Source organism: Clostridium saccharoperbutylacetonicum N1-4(HMT) (assembly GCF_000340885.1).
Taxonomy (GTDB): domain Bacteria; phylum Bacillota; class Clostridia; order Clostridiales; family Clostridiaceae; genus Clostridium; species Clostridium saccharoperbutylacetonicum.
Genome location: NC_020291.1, coordinates 6447694 through 6465553 on the forward strand (window position 1 = coordinate 6447694; position 17860 = coordinate 6465553).

Below are 17860 nucleotides of genomic sequence, written 5' to 3' on the forward strand. Positions count from 1 at the left end.
TCTATTTCTTTTTTTATATGCTTTTTGTAGAAAAAAGTGAAAACTTTTGTAATTTTCTGAATATTTTATTGTATAATATAAGTGTACAATATATTTTTATCATAAAAATAAAGGGGATGTTTTCAATGGTACCATATTTTATACTCATTTATAGTGTTATTATTATCTCACTTATGGTAATCGTCTACTTGGTAAAGTACACATTTGCACAAGATAAAGGCACAACTGAAATGCAGGAAATATCAACCTACATTAAAGAAGGTGCAATGGCGTTCATTAAAAGACAGTATAAAACTATATTCATGTTATCAATTCTAGCTTTATTTTTAATAATATTATCTAATTACTTTGGTAATACAAGTAAAGACTCTAGCACAGCTATATCTATTTCATTTCATACTGGAATAGCATTTATAACAGGTGCATTCTGTTCTGCCTTATCAGGATATATTGGTATGTATATGGCAGTTAATTCAAACATAAGAGCTGCTGCTGGTGCAAAAAAAGGTTTAAACAATGCTCTTCAAATAGCTTTAAAAGGAGGCGCAGTTACTGGACTAGCTGTTACAGCACTATCTCTTTTAGGTGTTGCAACTTTATTTCTCTTATATGGAGGAGGTTCAGGTAACGATACTCTTATAAAAGAATCTCCATCTCTTTTAGTTGGATTTGGTTTTGGTGCTTCCTTTGTTGCACTATTTGCACAACTTGGTGGAGGTATATATACAAAAGCTGCTGATGTTGGCGCTGACCTTGTTGGAAAAGTTGAGGCTGGTATTCCTGAGGATGATCCAAGAAATCCTGCAGTTATCGCTGACCTTGTTGGTGATAATGTTGGTGACTGTGCAGGAAGAGGTGCTGACCTTTTTGAATCAACAGCAGCTGAAAATGTCGGTGCTATGGTTCTTGGTGTTGCACTATATCCTATCTTTGGGTGGAAAGGCATACTATTCCCTCTTGTAGCACGTGCTCTAGGTATTGTAGCTTCTATAGTAGGTATTTTTACAGTAAAGGTTAAAGATAATAACGACGATCCAATGAAAGCTTTAAAGAGTGGCTTTGTTGTAACTTCTATAATAAATTTAATTATTTTATATTTTGTAGTTAATAACATGCTAACAGGTGCACTTCCAAATGGCGGCAGTGTTAATTCAATTTATTTATATGGCTGTGCAGTTGCTGGTATACTACTTAGCTATGTATTTGTAATTATAACTGATTACTACACTTCAATAACTCGCAAACCAGTAAAAGAAATAGCTAATGCATCTGAAACTGGAGCTGGTACAAATATAATAACTGGATTATCAGTTGGTATGGAATCAACTGCATTACCTGTTGTATGTATTTCAATTTGTATATTTGCAGCTTATAAGTTAAGTGAATTAGCCTTACCTAATATTGCAAATGCAGGTTTATATGGTACAGCAATAGCAACTATGGGAATGCTATCAACCTGTACTTATATTCTTGCTATGGATACCTTTGGACCTATAACTGACAATGCAGGTGGAATCACTGAAATGTCTGGAGCTCCTGAAGAAATCAGAAATGTTACAGATAGATTAGATGCTTGTGGAAACACTACTAAAGCATTAACAAAAGGTTATGCAGTAGGATCAGCTGCTTTGGCAACCTTCTTACTATTCTCAGCATACCTAGATGAAGTTAAACGAATTTTAGGAAAGCCTTTAGACTCATGGTTTTCAGTTGATATAGGAAAACCAGAAGTATTTATTGGAGGCTTTATAGGAGCCATGATAGTATTTCTATTTAGCTCAACAGCAATTAGTGCTGTTGGAAGAGCTGCTAAATATGTAATCCTTGAAGTTAGGCAACAATTTAAAGAAATTCCAGGCATAATGGAAGGCACAGCAAAACCTGATTATGCTCGGTGCGTAGACATTGTTACTAAAGGAGCCTTAAAGGAAATGATTCTTCCTGGAATAATAGTAATATGTGCTCCAGTTGTTGTTGGAATGCTCTTAGGAAAAGAATCAGCTGCTGGCTTTTTAATGATAACTACAATAACAGGTGTAATTATGGCTCTATTCCTAAACAATGGCGGTGGTGCATGGGACAATGCAAAAAAGCTTATAGAATTGGGTGAACACGGTGGAAAGAATTCTGAAGCCCACAAAGCTAGTGTTGTTGGAGATACAGTTGGAGACCCATTTAAGGATACTGCTGGTCCATCCCTTCATGTATTAATAAAACTTGTAAGTACTTTGACCTTGGTATTTGTAGCATTATTTAGCTAAAATATTTTTAGCCAAATAAAAAAGAGAATTCATCCAAAATGAATTCTCTTTCTTCATAATATATTAACTTACAAAATTCCAGAATCCTTCATATTTTTCAAATCCCTTACTATGGCTGCCTTCCCTATTATTTCTTCATAAATATACGGTGCTTCCTCTTTTATAAAATGCATTTTATCTTCAATATTATCATACATTTTTGTAATATCATTATACCTATCACACAATAACTTATTTTTCTTCTGTATCAATTTATCAGCTTTTTCTATTCTTGTTATTGGCTGTGGCGTATGAGGTTTATCAAAGATTATTTCTACTGAATTTTCATTTCTGCTTATTTCCTCCTGTGAATATCCTGCATTTAATAATCCTTGTATAAATGAATTGCACATAGTGTTGTCTTTAAAAAAAATCTTAATACTCATTTCTAATTCTGAAGGCTCTGAATATTCTCCAAGCTTAAATCCAGCCAACCACCAATGTTCCTCATCCCTTGAAAATAGAAGTTCACCATTCTTTTTTAAAGTAAAAGACATAGGTAATCGTTCCTCATCATTTGCACAATTATAAAACATATATTTATACGCAGCTGGGATATTTAAAGCAGGTTTAGCAGCCGTATATATTCCAACTTCGCATCCAGTATTTAAATCATATTGCCCTTTCCATAGTTCAATTAGCCATATTTTATTATCATATTCAAAATAAATTGGTTCACAATCTACAATCATACCAAATGGAGCCATTGTTTCATCATATAAACGACTATATCCCATATTTCTCTGCCAAGGGTTCATATTGCAATAAAAAATATCTTGTTCAGCATCATAAGCATAACCTGCAATAGCTATTCCCTTTTCAAAAATATTATCTCCATCTGCATTTTCTAACTTCTCTTTATTTATATTCTTCATTATTCGGATTCCAGTAAGCATTGTTATCAAAGGTTCAAACATAACTACTCACCCCAAATAAATTATTTTTATTTATATAATATTCTTTATTCAATCATTATGTTAAAAAAATATAACAATATTGACAAAACTATAAAACTGTATTATTATAATTTATACCAAATAGGTATAGTTAATAACTAATACATTTTAAAATTTTATATTAAGAAATAACATAAGGCGAAAGCCTTTTAAAATCATTTAAAACTATACCAGATGAGTATAGTTAATATTTTAATTTATAATTTTCAAATTTAAGGAGACGATTAAACTATGTCAATGTGTACATCAGCAGATTGTAAATTATGCGAATTTTTATCATCAAAAGAAGATCTTGAAACATCTTTTAATAGAGTTGAAACTCAAAAGGCTAAATGTAAGTTTGGGAAAAATGGAGTTTGTTGTAAGCTTTGTTCAAATGGGCCATGTAAAATAACTCCAAAATCACCAAGAGGTGTTTGTGGGGCAGATGCAGATACTATAGTTGCAAGGAACTTTTTAAGAGCGATTGCAGCGGGTTCAGCATGTTATCTTCATGTTGTTGAAACAACAGCAACAAATTTAAAAAATATTGGAGAAGGCAAAGGTAATCTAAAAATAAAAAGTCCAGAAACTTTAGATAATCTTGCAAATATATTTGAGATTGTTGAATCAGATATAAATCAAAAAGCTATTAAGGTAGCAGATGCAGTTTTAAAGGATCTATACAAGCCAAGACATGAAAAAATGGACTTAGTTAAAAAACTAGCTTATACTCCAAGATTTAAAAAGTGGGAAGAACTAAATATCTTACCTGGTGGTGCTAAATCAGAAGTTTTTGATGCTATAGTAAAGACTTCAACTAACTTAAGTAGTGATCCTGTAGACATGTTATTTAATGCATTAAATCTTGGAATATCAACTGGTATTTATGGTCTTGTATTAACTAATCTTTTAAATGACGTTATCCTTGGTGCACCAAAGATTAGACAAGCTAAAGTAGGTTTTAGAGTAATAGATGAAGATTATATAAATATAATGACAACAGGACACCAACACTCAAATATTGCACATCTTCAAGATAGATTAATAGATAAAGATGTTAAAAAACGTGCAATTGAAGCAGGTGCAAAAGGCTTTAGATTAGTAGGTTGTACATGTGTTGGCCAAGACCTGCAATTAAGAGGTGAGCATTACACTGAAGTTTTCTCTGGACATGCAGGAAATAATTATACAAGTGAAGCAGTGCTTGCAACAGGTGGTATAGACTTAATTGTTTCAGAATTTAACTGTACAATTCCTGGACTTGAACCTGTAGCAGAAAAGTTCAAAGTTAAAATGCTTTGTACAGATGATGTTGCTAAAAAGAAAAATGCTGACTATATAAGATTTGATATGGAAAAAGCTGAAGACTTAAGTGAAACAATCATATCTGAAGCATTAGAAAGTTATACAAACAGAAGAAAGACCGTTAAAATAGATATTCCTAAAGATCATGGTCATGATGATGTAGTAACTGGTGTTAGTGAAGGTTCATTAAAAGAATTCTTAGGTGGAAATTGGAATGGACTTATTGATCTAATTGCAAAAGGAAAAATTAAAGGTATAGCTGGAGTTGTAGGATGTTCGAACTTAACTGCAAAAGGACACGATGTATTTACTGTTGAGCTTACTAAAGAATTGATAAAGAGAGATATCTTAGTGCTTTCTGCTGGCTGTTCTTCAGGAGGACTTGAAAATGTTGGACTTATGTCACCTGGTGCTGCTGAACTTGCTGGAGATAATTTAAAAGAAGTATGTAAATCTCTTGGCATACCTCCAGTTCTAAACTTTGGTCCATGTCTTGCTATTGGAAGACTTGAAATGGTAGCAACTGAGCTAGCAGAAACTCTAGGTGTAGATATTCCTCAACTTCCATTAGTATTATCAGCACCTCAATGGCTTGAAGAGCAAGCATTAGCTGATGCTGCCTTTGGATTAACTTTAGGATTACCTCTTCATGTTGCAATATCACCATTTATAGATGGTAGCCCTGTTGTAACTAAAGTTTTAGAAGAAGATCTTGTTAATATAACAGGTGGTAGACTTATAGTTGAAGAAGATGTAGTTAAAGCAGCTGATGAATTAGAAAAAATAATTGAAACTAGACGAACTCAAATGAATATTTAAAAGCTTATGATAATAAATTCATAAGAAAGGAAGATACCTCGAAGATTTACTTTTGAGGTATCTTTTTTACTAGCTTTAAGTTGCTTTACTTTATAACTTTCTACACCATAATTTACCATGTTTCAGTCACATATAATTATTTTACATTATAATGAATTGAAAGAATATTATGGTGCAAAATCACTATATTTTGATGTATAATAAATAAGGTATTATTATAATTTTATTTACATAATCTATTACTAAAATTAATAACAAAGGGGGAATTTTAATGGCAATTGTAGAAGTCGTTAAGTATAATGGTGGTCCAGATACTTTTGCTTGGAAATATCCAAGTGAAGAATTAGGAACATGGACTCAACTTATTGTTAACGAATCTCAAGAAGCTATTTTATTTAAAGGAGGACAAGCACTTGACTTATTTCCAAGTGGAAGACATACCCTTGAAACTGCCAACATTCCATTTTTAAATAAAATCGTTAATCTTCCATTTGGAGGCAGATCGCCATTTACTGCAGAAGTTTGGTATATAAATAAAGTCTATTCATTAGATGTTAAATGGGGAACTGCTACACCTATCCAATTGCAAGATCCTAAATATAAAATTTTTGTACCAGTACGCTCTTTTGGACAATTTGGTATTCAAATTGAAGATTCAAGAAAATTTTTAATAAAATTAGTGGGTACCCTTTCTGTATTTGATAAAGACAGTATTATAAAGTATTTTAGAGGATTGTACTTAACAAAAGTAAAGGATGCTATTTCTTCCTATTTAGTTCATAAGCAAATCAGTGTTTTAGAAATTAATGCTTATCTTGATGAGCTTTCTGAACAATTAAAAGAAAAGATGGTACCAATTTTATCTGAATATGGTATCAAACTAGTTAACTTTTATGTTAATGACATTAATATACCTGAAGATGATAATGCTGTTATTAAATTAAAGGATGCACTTGCTAAACGTGCTGAAATGGATATAGTTGGCTATAATTATACTCAAGAACGTTCCTTCGATACAATGGAAGGAGCTGCTACTAACCCAAGTTCTGGACAAGCAGGATTTATGGGAGCTGGCCTTGGATTAGGAATGGGAATGGGACTTGGTAATAGCTTTGCTAATCAAATGGGTATAATAACTCAAAATATGACTACTACTATTACAATAACAAAGACTTGCCCAAATTGTGGCACTGAAATGGAACAAGAAAAGCGTTTTTGCAGTGATTGTGGTTTTGATACACAAAAAAATGACTCTAATAAAAAACGTGAAAACGTTAATTGTAGTAATTGTGGTGCTTCATACTCTATTAATGCTAAATTCTGTCCTGAATGCGGTGATAAATATAACCCTTGCCACAAATGCGGAGCTGATTTAAAAGAAGATGCAACTGTGTGCCCTGAATGTGGCAGTGGGAAACCAAAGCTTTGTAACAACTGTGGATATAAGATAGAAAATGAAAATACTAAATTCTGCCCTGAATGTGGAACTTCATTAATTCAAAAGTGTTCAAGTTGTGGAACAGAAATAAACGGTTCTCCAAAATTTTGTCCTGAATGCGGAAATAAATTTTAATTTATTAAGTTAGAATCTGTTAAGCTGTTATGAAAAAATAGCTTGATTATTCATAGAATTGAAAAGGGGGATAAATATGGGTAGTAAAGCAAGAACTCTTGCAAGTATAGGAATTGGCTTCATTGTTTTTATAGTTACCTTAGTAGTATTTTTCTTGGGATATACAAATCATCCAATGGAAAACATAGATTGGATTGCCTTTATATTTGTATTAATTTCAGAAATCCTCTTATTTGGAGGTACTACTATTATCTTAATGAAAAAATATCCAAGCAATCAAATGTTATTGGTATCTGGAATTATTTCCACTCTATCAATTTACTGGATAGTTACTTGCATACTTTCTATTTTTAACAAAAATATATTTAACGGTAATACTCAAGGTTTTATTACTACTCAAATTATTATTCTTGCAGCTGCTTTAATTATCTCAATAGCATTATATGTAGCTGGGATTAATGTAAATGAAAATGATGATGAACTTGCTTATTCAGGGATAATAATAAAAGATTGTGAAAGTCTTGCATTTTCATTAAAATCTAATTCTAATTTTAGTGCATATTCATCGCTACTAAATAAAATTTATGAAGAAATAAAATATAGTGATAAAACCAAAACAGTTGAAAATGAACAAATCATATATAATAGAATTCAGACACTTAAAGAATTATTATCAACTAATGAAAATAATTCAAAAATTGAAGATGTTTCAAAACTAGTTGATGAAATAGTATTACTTATTAAAGAGCGTAATCAGTCTGTACTAAAATTAAATCAAGGAGGTTTCTAAATATGAGCATGCAACAAACTTCACGTCCAAGAATTGTAGCTTACAGAATTGCAGGTATCATAGCAAGTATATTAGGTTATTTTATTGATTTTATATTTGGTCTCACACTTATATTTGGTAATCCCCTGGGTGGTGTAGGTACAATAATAGTACTACTTATATTCATTGCTATAGGAACTTGGCTAATTATATATGGTATTAAAACAAAAAGAAAAATTATAAGATTCAAGAAATATGTAAACATAATTTCTTTAGAAAATGAAACTTCTTTAGAAAATATTGCAAATGCATGTTCACAATCAATAGATTTTGTAATTAAAGACCTAGAAGTAATGATTGCTCAAAAGTTTTTTACTAATGCATATATAGATAGAGATACTAATGAAATTGTTCTTGAAAGAAAAAATAACTCTGAAGTTTCAAATAATATAATTGCAAAAACTGAAGTTGTTGAGTCAAAGGTTGTGACTTGTAAGAACTGTGGGGCATCAAATAATATTACCATTGGCACTGTAGCAGAATGTGAATTCTGCGGATCAGTTTTAAATTCATAATGATACGTAAAGGAAGGGGTCTTAATGAATTATAATTTTAATAATATTGAAGTTTCAGTGAAAAATCCTAACCCTAAGTGGTGGTTATCATTACCTTTTATTATATTTACTTTTTTAGCTTTTTTCCCAATTGGTATATTTCTAATGTGGAAGAGATATACTACTTATGAAAAAAACTCCTTACAGCCTGGAAAAGCTGTTACTATAATCGGATGTATACTTTTATTTGGCGCATTTGTGACATTTATTGTAAGTATTTCTGATGGATTTAAACAAGGTAAAGTTGCAATATTATTCTACCTTCTATCTGGTATAAGCCTGGTTTTAGTGGGAAAAAAGAGAAAAGAAAATGCAAAAAAATTCAAAAAATGTATTTCAATTATTCTTAATGATGAAATCATGGATATTGATAATATTTCTGCTCTCATTCCAGCATCATACGAAAATACAAAAGAGTACTTGCAAAATATGATTGATAATGGCTTTTTTCAAGATGCTTACATCGATGAAATTAGAAGACAAATAGTATTTCCTAAAAAGAAGGAAGCTAACTCATATAATCAATTTAATAATACCGAGAATAATATTAGAATGAAGGTAGTAACTTGCAATGGCTGCGGAGCTCAAAACAGTATAGCTACTGGAACTGTAGGAGAATGTGAATTCTGTGGATCTAAAATAGAAGCATAATGAGAAAAAATAATTGAGAATTTCAGATGAATGTTATGAAATTCTCAATTATTTTTATTTACAGGTAGTCTAATCTTAACTTAGACTAGTTTTCTAAATATGAAAAATTTGATTTTTCCTGGGAAATAAATTGTATTCCTACTTATAACTTTACCTACACCTCTCACTTCTCCATTAAAAATGGTTCCATTTTCCACCCCCAAAATTTAGCTAAATAGATTTTATTGAACTGCATATTAACCTGTATCCCCTATTGATAAACCGTATTCCATGTAATTTTTTAAATCATTTAAGAATTAAGTTTTTATAATTATCTTTAGTTATTATTTTATCTGTAACTAAATACTTATCAGGTATATCTTTCCCATTCAAAAGATTATCCATAAGTTCTTGTGCTGCAATTTGTCCCACTTCTGTAGCACTTATATATGCAGAAGCTATAAGTGGAGAAGTTTCCTTTTGGAATTCATCTTTTGCTACGTAGCTACCAACACCTACAGCTACAGCATTTTTTGCAAGACCTGATTGCTGAAGTGCCTTTATAGCGCCAATAGTTCCAGCTTCGTTTGCTGACATAACAAACCAATTTTTAATATTCTTATTATTTGCAATAGTAGAAGCTGCTGAATAGAAGCTTTTTTCTGACTGGCCATTATATTCTGCCTGAAAAATATTTTCCTTTGGAAAATTAGGAATTCTATTTTTAAAGGTGTCTAATTGACCCTCAGTTCTAGGTATACAGCTAGATACCGAATCCATTGACATAAGTAGAAGTCCAGACTCATTAGGATTAGTTAACCTATTATTTTTCTCTAAGTAATCCACCATAAGACTAGTCATATCTCGTCCAATTTGATTAGAATCTATTCCAACAAATGGAGCAATATAATTACTGCTTTCATCAGTTAAAGGGTCATCACAAGCAATAACCGCAATATTTGCTTTTTTACATCTTTCTATGGTTATTTTACTTAGTTTTTGGTCAGGAACACATATTAAAATCCCATCTACTTTTTGAGTAATCAAGTTATCCAAAGCGGATAAATATACGTCTGGATTCATTTTAGCATCTATAGTAATTACTTCTTTAGCACCCATTTTTAAAGCTTGATTTTTAGCTGCTTCGCTTTCTTCCTGGAACCAAGTTTCATCTAAAGTTTTATAAATAACAGCAATAACCAAATCAGATTTTTTAGAATTTTGATTATTACTTACAGTATCACAAGAAAAAGTAAAACTACATAAAATTATAATAACAACTAAAAGTATTCTCTTGTTCATGTAATATAAATTCCTTTCATCACATTTTTAGCAATCATATTCAAAGTGATAAGCACTCTATACATTTTTGAAATATGAGTCTCTAAATTGATTTGGGGTAATGCCTGTAACTTTTTTAAACAATATACTAAATTGTTGAGGACTATTAAATCCAAGTTTATCTGATATTTCATAAAGCTTGTAATTAGTAGATATAATTATTTCTTTAGATTTCTCTATTCTAGCTTTCAAAATATATTTTGTTACATTCTCACCTGTTTCCTCTTTGAATATTCTACAAAGATAAACTTTATGTACATTGATGTTTTCTGCTATATCAGCTAAATTTAGTGACTGATTAAACAGATTTCTATTTATGTACTCAATGGAGTCAGATACTTTTTTGCTATACTTATTTTTAAAAGAATTATTACAATTAATATTTATTATTTTTGTAAATATCTCAAGGAACCATCCTCTCATTTCTTCAACAGTTTCCTTTGTTGATAGGATTTCTATAGGTATATATGAAATTGAAAAAATCTCCTCATAAATTATAGAATATCTATTACAGGTTCGTACTACTAACTCCAAGAGAGAAGAATTTATATAATTTAAATAATTTAATTGCATAAATCCTCTTATATCCTTATCATATAAATGAGTTAATTCAAGCTTTAAGTTTTCTACATTATTTTGTTCAATAGCTATATTAATAGCATTAATTCTTTTAGCTAAAGTATCAGTATCTAAGTTTAAATTCTTAACAAAGGTATTATTTAAAATTATAGTATCATTGCCCAAAAACACTTTCATCTTAGAAAGTTTAAGTACCTCGTCAAAATATTTCTTTATTCTAAATGGTTTTTTAAAAGTTGAACTTACACTTATTGTTAAGCTTATGTTATTCAAAATAGAAACCCTTCGTCTTATTTCCTGCGCTAAATAATAAGATTCATTTATTATATCAGCTTCACTAATTGTTGAAGTTAATTTTACAATAGCTGTGAATTCTCCATTTTCACTATAAAAACATTCTCCAATGTTAAGTTCTTCGATAACTTCAGAAACATTTTCTATTATACTATTTAAGGTTTTTGTATAAAAATCTTCATCTTCCATATATTTAAAAAAATTATCTATTTGAATTAAAAATAAAGTAAAAAGTTTTCCTTTTAAATTAAGGTTAAGGTTTTCAATGAGAACATGACTATCATCATCACTTATGTTATTAAATATAAGCTTTCTTAAGGCAATATCTTTATTCTTTTTAAAAAAATCTAAAAGTTTGTTTTCTTTTTTTGTTTCAATATTTTTAAACTTTATATTCTCAAGGTCTGTTTTGGTTTTAGCCAATATTCCATATAAATCATTGGGAGTTATTAAATCTTTAATTAAATAATCTGTTACTCCCATTTTCATAGCTCTTTGAGCATAAGTAAAATCTTCATAGCAGCTTAATATTAAAAATTTCTGTGCCTTATTTACTTTTTGTATTTCTTCTATTAAATCTAACCCATCCATAACAGGCATTTGTATATCTGCAATAATAAGATCTGGTTTTATATCTGAATAGTTATCAAATGCTTCCTTACCATTTGATGCACTATATACTATTTTAAACTCGGTTTCTTCCCAATTTATAATGTAAGATAAAATTTCTCGTGCAGGTATTTCATCATCTACAATCATTACCTTATACATGCTCTTACCTCCCCTTTTAAACTTATGACACCTAAACTCGTATTTTTAATCAATGTATGGAATATTGAATTCTATACAAGTTCCTATACCAATTTTGCTATATACCTTTAAGGCATATTCACTCCCAAAATATAATATAAGTCTTTCACTTATGTTATCTAGGCTTATCCCATTAAAGCCCTTATGCTCAGTTTTCTTATTACTAATTCCAACACCATCATCAATAATTCTTATGCTTATAAAATCTTTTTGAGGCAATATATCTATTCTTATAGTACCAGCATAGCCTTTAGGCACTATTCCATGATAAAGAGAATTTTCAACAAGTGGTTGAAGAATAAGTTTTGGTACTAAGTAGTCACACAATTCCTCTGGTATATTACATACTAATTTAACAATATCTCCATACCTATACTTTTGTATTTTTAAGTAGTTTTGTGTGCAGGTAAGTTCTTCTTTTAAAGTTATAAGCTTTTTATTTGTTGATATACTTTGCCTTAACAAACTATTAAAGGATTGAATAATTTCTCTTATTTCTCCTTGATTATTTTTTATAGCTAAATAATTTATTGTATTTAAAGTATTATGTATAAAGTGAGGGTTAATTTGGGATTGTAATAAATCCAGCTGAGTTTTCATAGATTCTACCTCAAGCTTTTTATTTTCTTCCTCTTCTTTGTAAATTTGTTCAACTAAATTTTTCATATTGTGAATCATATTATTAAAACTAATTATAAGATATTTAAGTTCATCTTCAGTTTTAGCTTCTAACTTATCTGGCCATTCTCCATTTTCAAATTTATTCATTGCCTTTGTAATATCATATATAGGGTCAGTAATTTTTCTTGAAGTAATATGACTTATAAAAATTACAACTGCAATGCTGAAAATACCAATACAATAAATTAGTACTTTAATAGCATTAAGGTTTTTATTTAAAGAATCTAACGATATTAGTCCAATAACTCTCCATTCCGGATATGCCTCAATAACATTATTAAATTCCATATATTTTTCATTCTTAATCTTTAGAGTATCATTATTAACTTTTTCTAACATTGCTTTATTATAATCAAGATTTCCTATTTTATAGATCAAATTACCGTTTTGATCAACAATAAAAGTGCTATCAAAAACTCCATTGCAATAGTCATCTATGTTTGTAAATAAATTCTTTTTCTTTATGTTAATCATAAGATACCCTAATAATGAGTAATTTTCCTTATCTAAATACCTAGAAAAGTAAGTTATATTTGTCTTTTTTTCATAATCAGGATTTTCATAATTAAACGGAAAAGTGTTAGGAGCTGAGAATTTGCTTGAATAACCACTTTCTATAAAGTTGTCCAATTCCTTATTTCCATAAATTAATTCACTATAAGGATCTTGTGAGTATAGTGGGTCCATTATTTTTTTATCTGTTGTTAATGGTATAACAGAACTTATATAATTACTCCATTTGGAATATTCCGAAAGGCTATTAAAAAATTCAGTATTAGCTTCTGAACCAACAAAATCATTTTTATTAACTTTATACATATAGTCATAAATATTTTTATCGTTTTCAACCATGTAAGCATCGTGTCTTATTGAATCTAAATTTTCATTAAGTATTTTAGAAATTACATTTATTTTCTCTGCAGCAACATTATTATACTGCTTGGTTATCTCCTTAGAGAAAATGTAACTTATAGATGCTGTAACAGCTAAAGTCAATCCAAATATTATAATTGAAAAATATATAGTTATTCTATTGCTTATTTTTGTGATTTTTTTTATCTTCATAATCATCACCTTAGGAAATTATAGCACTAGAAGTATAGTATTTCAAAAAATAAACTATATCATAAAATTTATTTTTAATTAAGTTAATATTTTATAAGAAAAGTTAATAATTTGAATTTTTATAATGGAACGATTTCAATATAATATGATTAACGATTACAGAAAACAATAACATCCTATAGATTACAATAATATGAATGTTTAATATCCATAAAAATATTTAGAACATATTATGGATGAAGTAAACGTTTGTGCTTTAAAAGGAGGAAAAAATATGTTAACTATTATTTCATTTTTATTTTGTATTGTACTGGTAGCAACAGTTACTTATCGTAAGTTAAAAGGACAGAAAAATAATTCAAAGGATTCTTACTTCTTAGGTGGCCGTAGCTTAACTGGTGGTGTTATCGGTGCATCTTTATTACTTACAAATTTAAGTGCCTCTAACTTTGTTGGAATGAGTGCTCAAGCTTACAGTAGTAATATGAGCGTTATGGGTTGGGAAGTTGGTTCTGGTATTACTCTTGTAATTGTAGCTTTATTTTTACTTCCAAGATACTTAAAACAAGGGGTTACTACTGTACCTGACTTTCTTGAAGAACGTTTTGATTCAGGTGTTAAGAAAATAGTTTCGATACTATTTTTATTAGGCTATGTTTCAAATTTACTTCCAATAACTCTTTATTCAGGTGCCATTGCGTTAGCTCAAATATTTAACGTTCAAGAAATGTTTGGTATAAGCTATACAGCTAGTATTTGGATAATGGTTTGGGTTATAGGTATAATCGGATTCATTTATGCTATACTTGGTGGATTAAAAGCAGTTGCTGTATCAGATACTTTAAACGGTATAGGATTAGCTATTGGTGGATTAATGGTTCCTATCTTTGGACTTATTTACTTTGGTCATGGCAGCTTTTCTACTGGATTATCTAGTATGCTAACTAATAATGCTGAAAAGCTTAATGCCATAGGAACATCACATGACCCAATACCTTTTGGAACAATATTCACAGGAATGATTTTAGTTAACCTTTATTATTGGGGAACAGATCAAGCCATTATTCAAAGGGCATTGGCAGCAAAAAACTTAGCAGAAGGACAAAAAGGAATAATTTTCGCAGGCCTTTTAAAAGTATTAACACCATTAGTAGTTATTGTACCTGGAATTATAGCTTTCCATATTTATGGAACAGGTGTTGAAAATCCAGATTTATTATATTCAAGACTAGTAAATGATGTATTACCAAAACCTTTAATTGGTTTCTTCGCAGCAGCCATGTTTGGTTCAGTATTAAGCGTATTTAATGGAGTTTTAAACAGTGCTTCAACTTTATTTGCACTAAATGTGTATAGTCCTGTATTTGGAAAGGGAAAATCTGATAAAGAAATTATATCAAAAGGTAAATTGTTTGGACTTGTTTTAGCTATAATTTCTATGACTATTGCACCATTTATAATGTATGCACCACAAGGATTATTTGAATACCTACAAACAGTTAATGGATTTTTCAATGTTCCTATATTTACAATAGTATTCATTGGTTATGTTACTAAGAAAGTTCCAGCTATAGCTGCTAAAATATCTATAGTATTCTTTGTACTAACTTATGGAACACTTCAATTAGTAATAAAACCAGATATACATTATCTTTACCAATTAGCTATCTTATTTGTAGTAAGCTGCATAATCATGCTATTCATTGGTCAAATAAAGCCAAGAGCTTCAGAATTTATATTAAAAGATAATAACGTTGTAGATGTAAAACCATGGAAATATTGCTATGAAGCTTGTGGGTTTGTAATATTCTTTATGATATCAATGTATATAGTTTGCTCAAAATTAGGCTTTGCAAACGAAGGCGGAATAAGTATTAAAACCTTGATTCCTATAGCTTTAGTTGCTGTTATAATGTTTGTATTAGTAAAGATTATAAAGACAGGCTCTTTAGGACATAAAAAAGATAATTGTGAAGAGTTAAATTATAATAATGTAAATGAAGGGATATAAAAATATATATCCAATTCTTGAAGAATCTAGAGTCTAAATAAATTTAACTAATAGAATCTTTGAAAAAAATAGTGGAGAACATATTAAAGTATGTTTTTCACTATTTTTTATTTATTATCATTTGAAAGATAATCTAAATATAATATCATTTGTATTAAATTGTATTTTATTGATATAGATGGTATAATATTCTTGTAATTTACATTATTACAAATTTTTATTTTAGGGGGATAATAAATTTGAAAAGAATAGCATTAAAATTATTAATTGCTGCAGTTAGCACATTTATATTAACAAGTGGATCAATCTGTGCATCAGCAGCTGAACTAGAAACAAATACAGATAATCAAAATGAACAGGTGGTTCTTATAGGTAATTCTGACCTAACCACTGAAATCAACACTAAACAAATAACTTCTGAATCAACTGAAAATACAAACTTTGATAAAGATGTGCTTACTGATACTAAAAAGAAGTATAATCTAAAAATCAACGAAAATCTAGAAAAACAGATAGATCTACTCTGTACTGACAGTAATTTATCTAATAAGAAAAATGCAGTATTAGCTAAAAATCAACTAAAAGCTGAAAAATCGACAACTACTGATACATCAGTAACCATTGACCAATCAACTACTACTGGAGCAGCAGTAACAACTGAATACTCAGGAATAACTGATTTGGGTAATACTAGTTTAGATAAGTCAGCATATGCAAGTCTAAATACTATGACATATGGTCAAATTAAAGCAGAAGGAGAACAACGCTGGTATTTAACCAAAGTTGATAAAGGTCAAAAATTAACAGCCTTTCTTGGATATAAGGCTGAATCTGCTATAGATTTAAATTTATACTTATTTAAATACAATGAAAGTGATGGAAGTATAAGCCAAGTTGCATACTCAGCTCTTAATGGCAAATCTACAACATCAAATGAACAGTTAAGTTACATAAGTGACGGTGGATATTATTTTATGTGTGTTAACTCCGCTGGTGGTTTTGATGTAAACAACAAATATCAATTAATTCTTATTTCTTCAAATAAGTATGATTCATCTGAACCTGATGACAGCATAACTCAAAGAAAAATTTTATCTGGTATTCCAACAACAATAAGTCAAACTATAGATAATGCCTTTGATGTAGATTGGATTCAATTTACAGTACCAGAAAATAAAAATATATTTGGTACATTTCAAAATGCAAGTAGCAATGGAACATATAAAATGACTCTTTATGATCACAACCTTAACTCCCTAGGTACTTTAACTCAAGGTCAAAATTTCAATGGGTTATTTGCAGCTGGAGCATACTTAATAAAAGTAGAAGCAATAAGTGGAGCTGACGCAAATACACCATATAATATTACATTTACACCATATGATAACTTTAATACTAGAAAAACTGTATCTGGATCTGCTACTATAACAGACTCTATAGACAATGCACTAGATGAGAACTGGATAGAATATTCAACAACTGAAAGTACAAAATTAGAATTAAGTTTAACTAATCCAAATTCTAATACTAAATATGCAGTGGATATTTGTAACAAAAATAGTGCTGGGAATTTAGTCATTGCTGCAACTATAAATCAAGGGGATTTAAAAAGCGTATTGCTCTCTAGTGGTACATGCTATCTTAGAGTGCGTTCATTAAACGGATATGATCCTAATACAAAATATACTCTTAGCCTTAAAGTTGATCCAAACTATTTATGCAGTAGTGGTGATTATGTAGTAACAACAAATTCAGATCGTAATGCACTTTATATTAATGGAGCGCCAGTATCTTTAGAGTATATTCCAAGTAGTGCATATTATCCAGGTGGTGATGCGTCGTCTCATGTAACAATGGGAGGCAACTCTAAAATAACTAATTATGGAATAGTAAATTATCAAGGGAAAACATGTGTTTGTATAGAGGTAAGTGATGTATTTATATATACTTGGGTATATGCTAATCATGGCTATAATTATGAACATTTAACAGTTCCTTTAGGACAATTTGTTATAGATCTTCAAACAGGACAATGTATAGATGGTGGAGTTTTAAAATGGGTGTAATTACAATATAAAAAATATGTAGCGCCTGTAAAAAAAGTCTGTAAATTTAATAGAAAAAATAGCTT

12 protein-coding genes are annotated in these 17860 nt (G+C 29.6%); 8 read left to right on the forward strand and 4 right to left on the reverse strand.

Annotated features, from left to right (window positions below; all coding sequences use genetic code 11):
• Positions 1 to 125: 125 nt before the first annotated feature.
• Positions 126 to 2261: a sodium-translocating pyrophosphatase gene (locus CSPA_RS28005; RefSeq protein WP_015395793.1), complete on the forward strand. Its 2136-nt coding sequence runs from the start codon at positions 126 to 128 to the stop codon at positions 2259 to 2261.
• Positions 2262 to 2329: 68 nt separating this feature from the next.
• Here the strand turns inward: CSPA_RS28005 and CSPA_RS28010 are convergent, their stop codons facing one another.
• Positions 2330 to 3217: a DUF4474 domain-containing protein gene (locus CSPA_RS28010; RefSeq protein WP_015395794.1), complete on the reverse strand. Its 888-nt coding sequence runs from the start codon at positions 3215 to 3217 to the stop codon at positions 2330 to 2332.
• A 270-nt stretch (positions 3218 to 3487) separates the two neighbouring features.
• Between CSPA_RS28010 and cooS the strand changes: the two genes are divergently transcribed.
• The 5 genes from cooS to CSPA_RS28035 all read left to right on the forward strand — a co-directional run bounded on the left by cooS (position 3488) and on the right by CSPA_RS28035 (position 8969).
• On the forward strand, positions 3488 to 5362 hold the full coding sequence (cooS, locus tag CSPA_RS28015; RefSeq protein WP_015395795.1) for an anaerobic carbon-monoxide dehydrogenase catalytic subunit: 1875 nt from the start codon (positions 3488 to 3490) through the stop codon (positions 5360 to 5362).
• Positions 5363 to 5633: 271 nt separating this feature from the next.
• Entirely contained in the window at positions 5634 to 6935 is a 1302-nt protein-coding gene (locus tag CSPA_RS28020) for an SPFH domain-containing protein (RefSeq protein WP_015395796.1), read from the forward strand.
• A gap of 76 nt (positions 6936 to 7011) precedes the next feature.
• Positions 7012 to 7725, forward strand: a complete 714-nt coding sequence (locus tag CSPA_RS28025) for a hypothetical protein (protein ID WP_015395797.1) — start codon at positions 7012 to 7014, stop codon at positions 7723 to 7725.
• Between the two features lie 2 nt (positions 7726 to 7727).
• A complete protein-coding gene (locus tag CSPA_RS28030) occupies positions 7728 to 8279 on the forward strand; it encodes a hypothetical protein (RefSeq protein WP_015395798.1) in 552 nt (183 codons plus the stop codon).
• A 24-nt stretch (positions 8280 to 8303) separates the two neighbouring features.
• The gene (locus CSPA_RS28035; RefSeq protein WP_015395799.1) at positions 8304 to 8969 is read left to right on the forward strand and encodes a hypothetical protein; all 666 of its coding nucleotides are present in this window, start codon (positions 8304 to 8306) and stop codon (positions 8967 to 8969) included.
• Positions 8970 to 9254: 285 nt separating this feature from the next.
• On the opposite strand, the gene CSPA_RS28040 is transcribed toward CSPA_RS28035, so the two are convergent.
• The 3 genes from CSPA_RS28040 to CSPA_RS28050 are packed head-to-tail and all read right to left on the reverse strand — an operon-like array spanning position 9255 to position 13718.
• A complete protein-coding gene (locus CSPA_RS28040; protein ID WP_015395800.1) occupies positions 9255 to 10250 on the reverse strand; it encodes an arabinose ABC transporter substrate-binding protein in 996 nt (331 codons plus the stop codon).
• Between the two features lie 57 nt (positions 10251 to 10307).
• On the reverse strand, positions 10308 to 11933 hold the full coding sequence (locus tag CSPA_RS28045; protein WP_015395801.1) for a response regulator transcription factor: 1626 nt from the start codon (positions 11931 to 11933) through the stop codon (positions 10308 to 10310).
• Between the two features lie 45 nt (positions 11934 to 11978).
• Complete coding sequence (locus CSPA_RS28050; protein WP_015395802.1) at positions 11979 to 13718, reverse strand: sensor histidine kinase; 1740 nt, start codon at positions 13716 to 13718, stop codon at positions 11979 to 11981.
• A gap of 274 nt (positions 13719 to 13992) precedes the next feature.
• Here CSPA_RS28050 and CSPA_RS28055 point away from each other — a divergent pair, with 274 nt between their 5' ends.
• Both CSPA_RS28055 and CSPA_RS28060 read left to right on the forward strand, forming a co-directional pair.
• On the forward strand, positions 13993 to 15729 hold the full coding sequence (locus tag CSPA_RS28055; protein ID WP_015395803.1) for a solute:sodium symporter family transporter: 1737 nt from the start codon (positions 13993 to 13995) through the stop codon (positions 15727 to 15729).
• 239 nt (positions 15730 to 15968) lie between these two features.
• Positions 15969 to 17795, forward strand: coding sequence for a hypothetical protein (locus tag CSPA_RS28060; protein WP_015395804.1), 1827 nt, complete (start codon positions 15969 to 15971; stop codon positions 17793 to 17795).
• Positions 17796 to 17860: the final 65 nt, after the last annotated feature.

What these genes read in the sequence shown, in the direction of transcription:
- CSPA_RS28020 (WP_015395796.1), top strand. Translation starts at nt 5,634, where the DNA reads ATGGCAATTGTAGAAGTCGTTAAGTATAATGGTGGTCCAGATACTTTT.
- CSPA_RS28025 (WP_015395797.1), top strand. Translation starts at nt 7,012, where the DNA reads ATGGGTAGTAAAGCAAGAACTCTTGCAAGTATAGGAATTGGCTTCATT.
- CSPA_RS28005 (WP_015395793.1), top strand. Translation starts at nt 126, where the DNA reads ATGGTACCATATTTTATACTCATTTATAGTGTTATTATTATCTCACTT.
- CSPA_RS28055 (WP_015395803.1), top strand. Translation starts at nt 13,993, where the DNA reads ATGTTAACTATTATTTCATTTTTATTTTGTATTGTACTGGTAGCAACA.
- CSPA_RS28050 (WP_015395802.1), bottom strand. Translation starts at nt 13,718, where the DNA reads ATGAAGATAAAAAAAATCACAAAAATAAGCAATAGAATAACTATATAT.
- CSPA_RS28040 (WP_015395800.1), bottom strand. Translation starts at nt 10,250, where the DNA reads ATGAACAAGAGAATACTTTTAGTTGTTATTATAATTTTATGTAGTTTT.
- CSPA_RS28010 (WP_015395794.1), bottom strand. Translation starts at nt 3,217, where the DNA reads ATGTTTGAACCTTTGATAACAATGCTTACTGGAATCCGAATAATGAAG.
- cooS (WP_015395795.1), top strand. Translation starts at nt 3,488, where the DNA reads ATGTCAATGTGTACATCAGCAGATTGTAAATTATGCGAATTTTTATCA.
- CSPA_RS28035 (WP_015395799.1), top strand. Translation starts at nt 8,304, where the DNA reads ATGAATTATAATTTTAATAATATTGAAGTTTCAGTGAAAAATCCTAAC.
- CSPA_RS28030 (WP_015395798.1), top strand. Translation starts at nt 7,728, where the DNA reads ATGAGCATGCAACAAACTTCACGTCCAAGAATTGTAGCTTACAGAATT.
- CSPA_RS28045 (WP_015395801.1), bottom strand. Translation starts at nt 11,933, where the DNA reads ATGTATAAGGTAATGATTGTAGATGATGAAATACCTGCACGAGAAATT.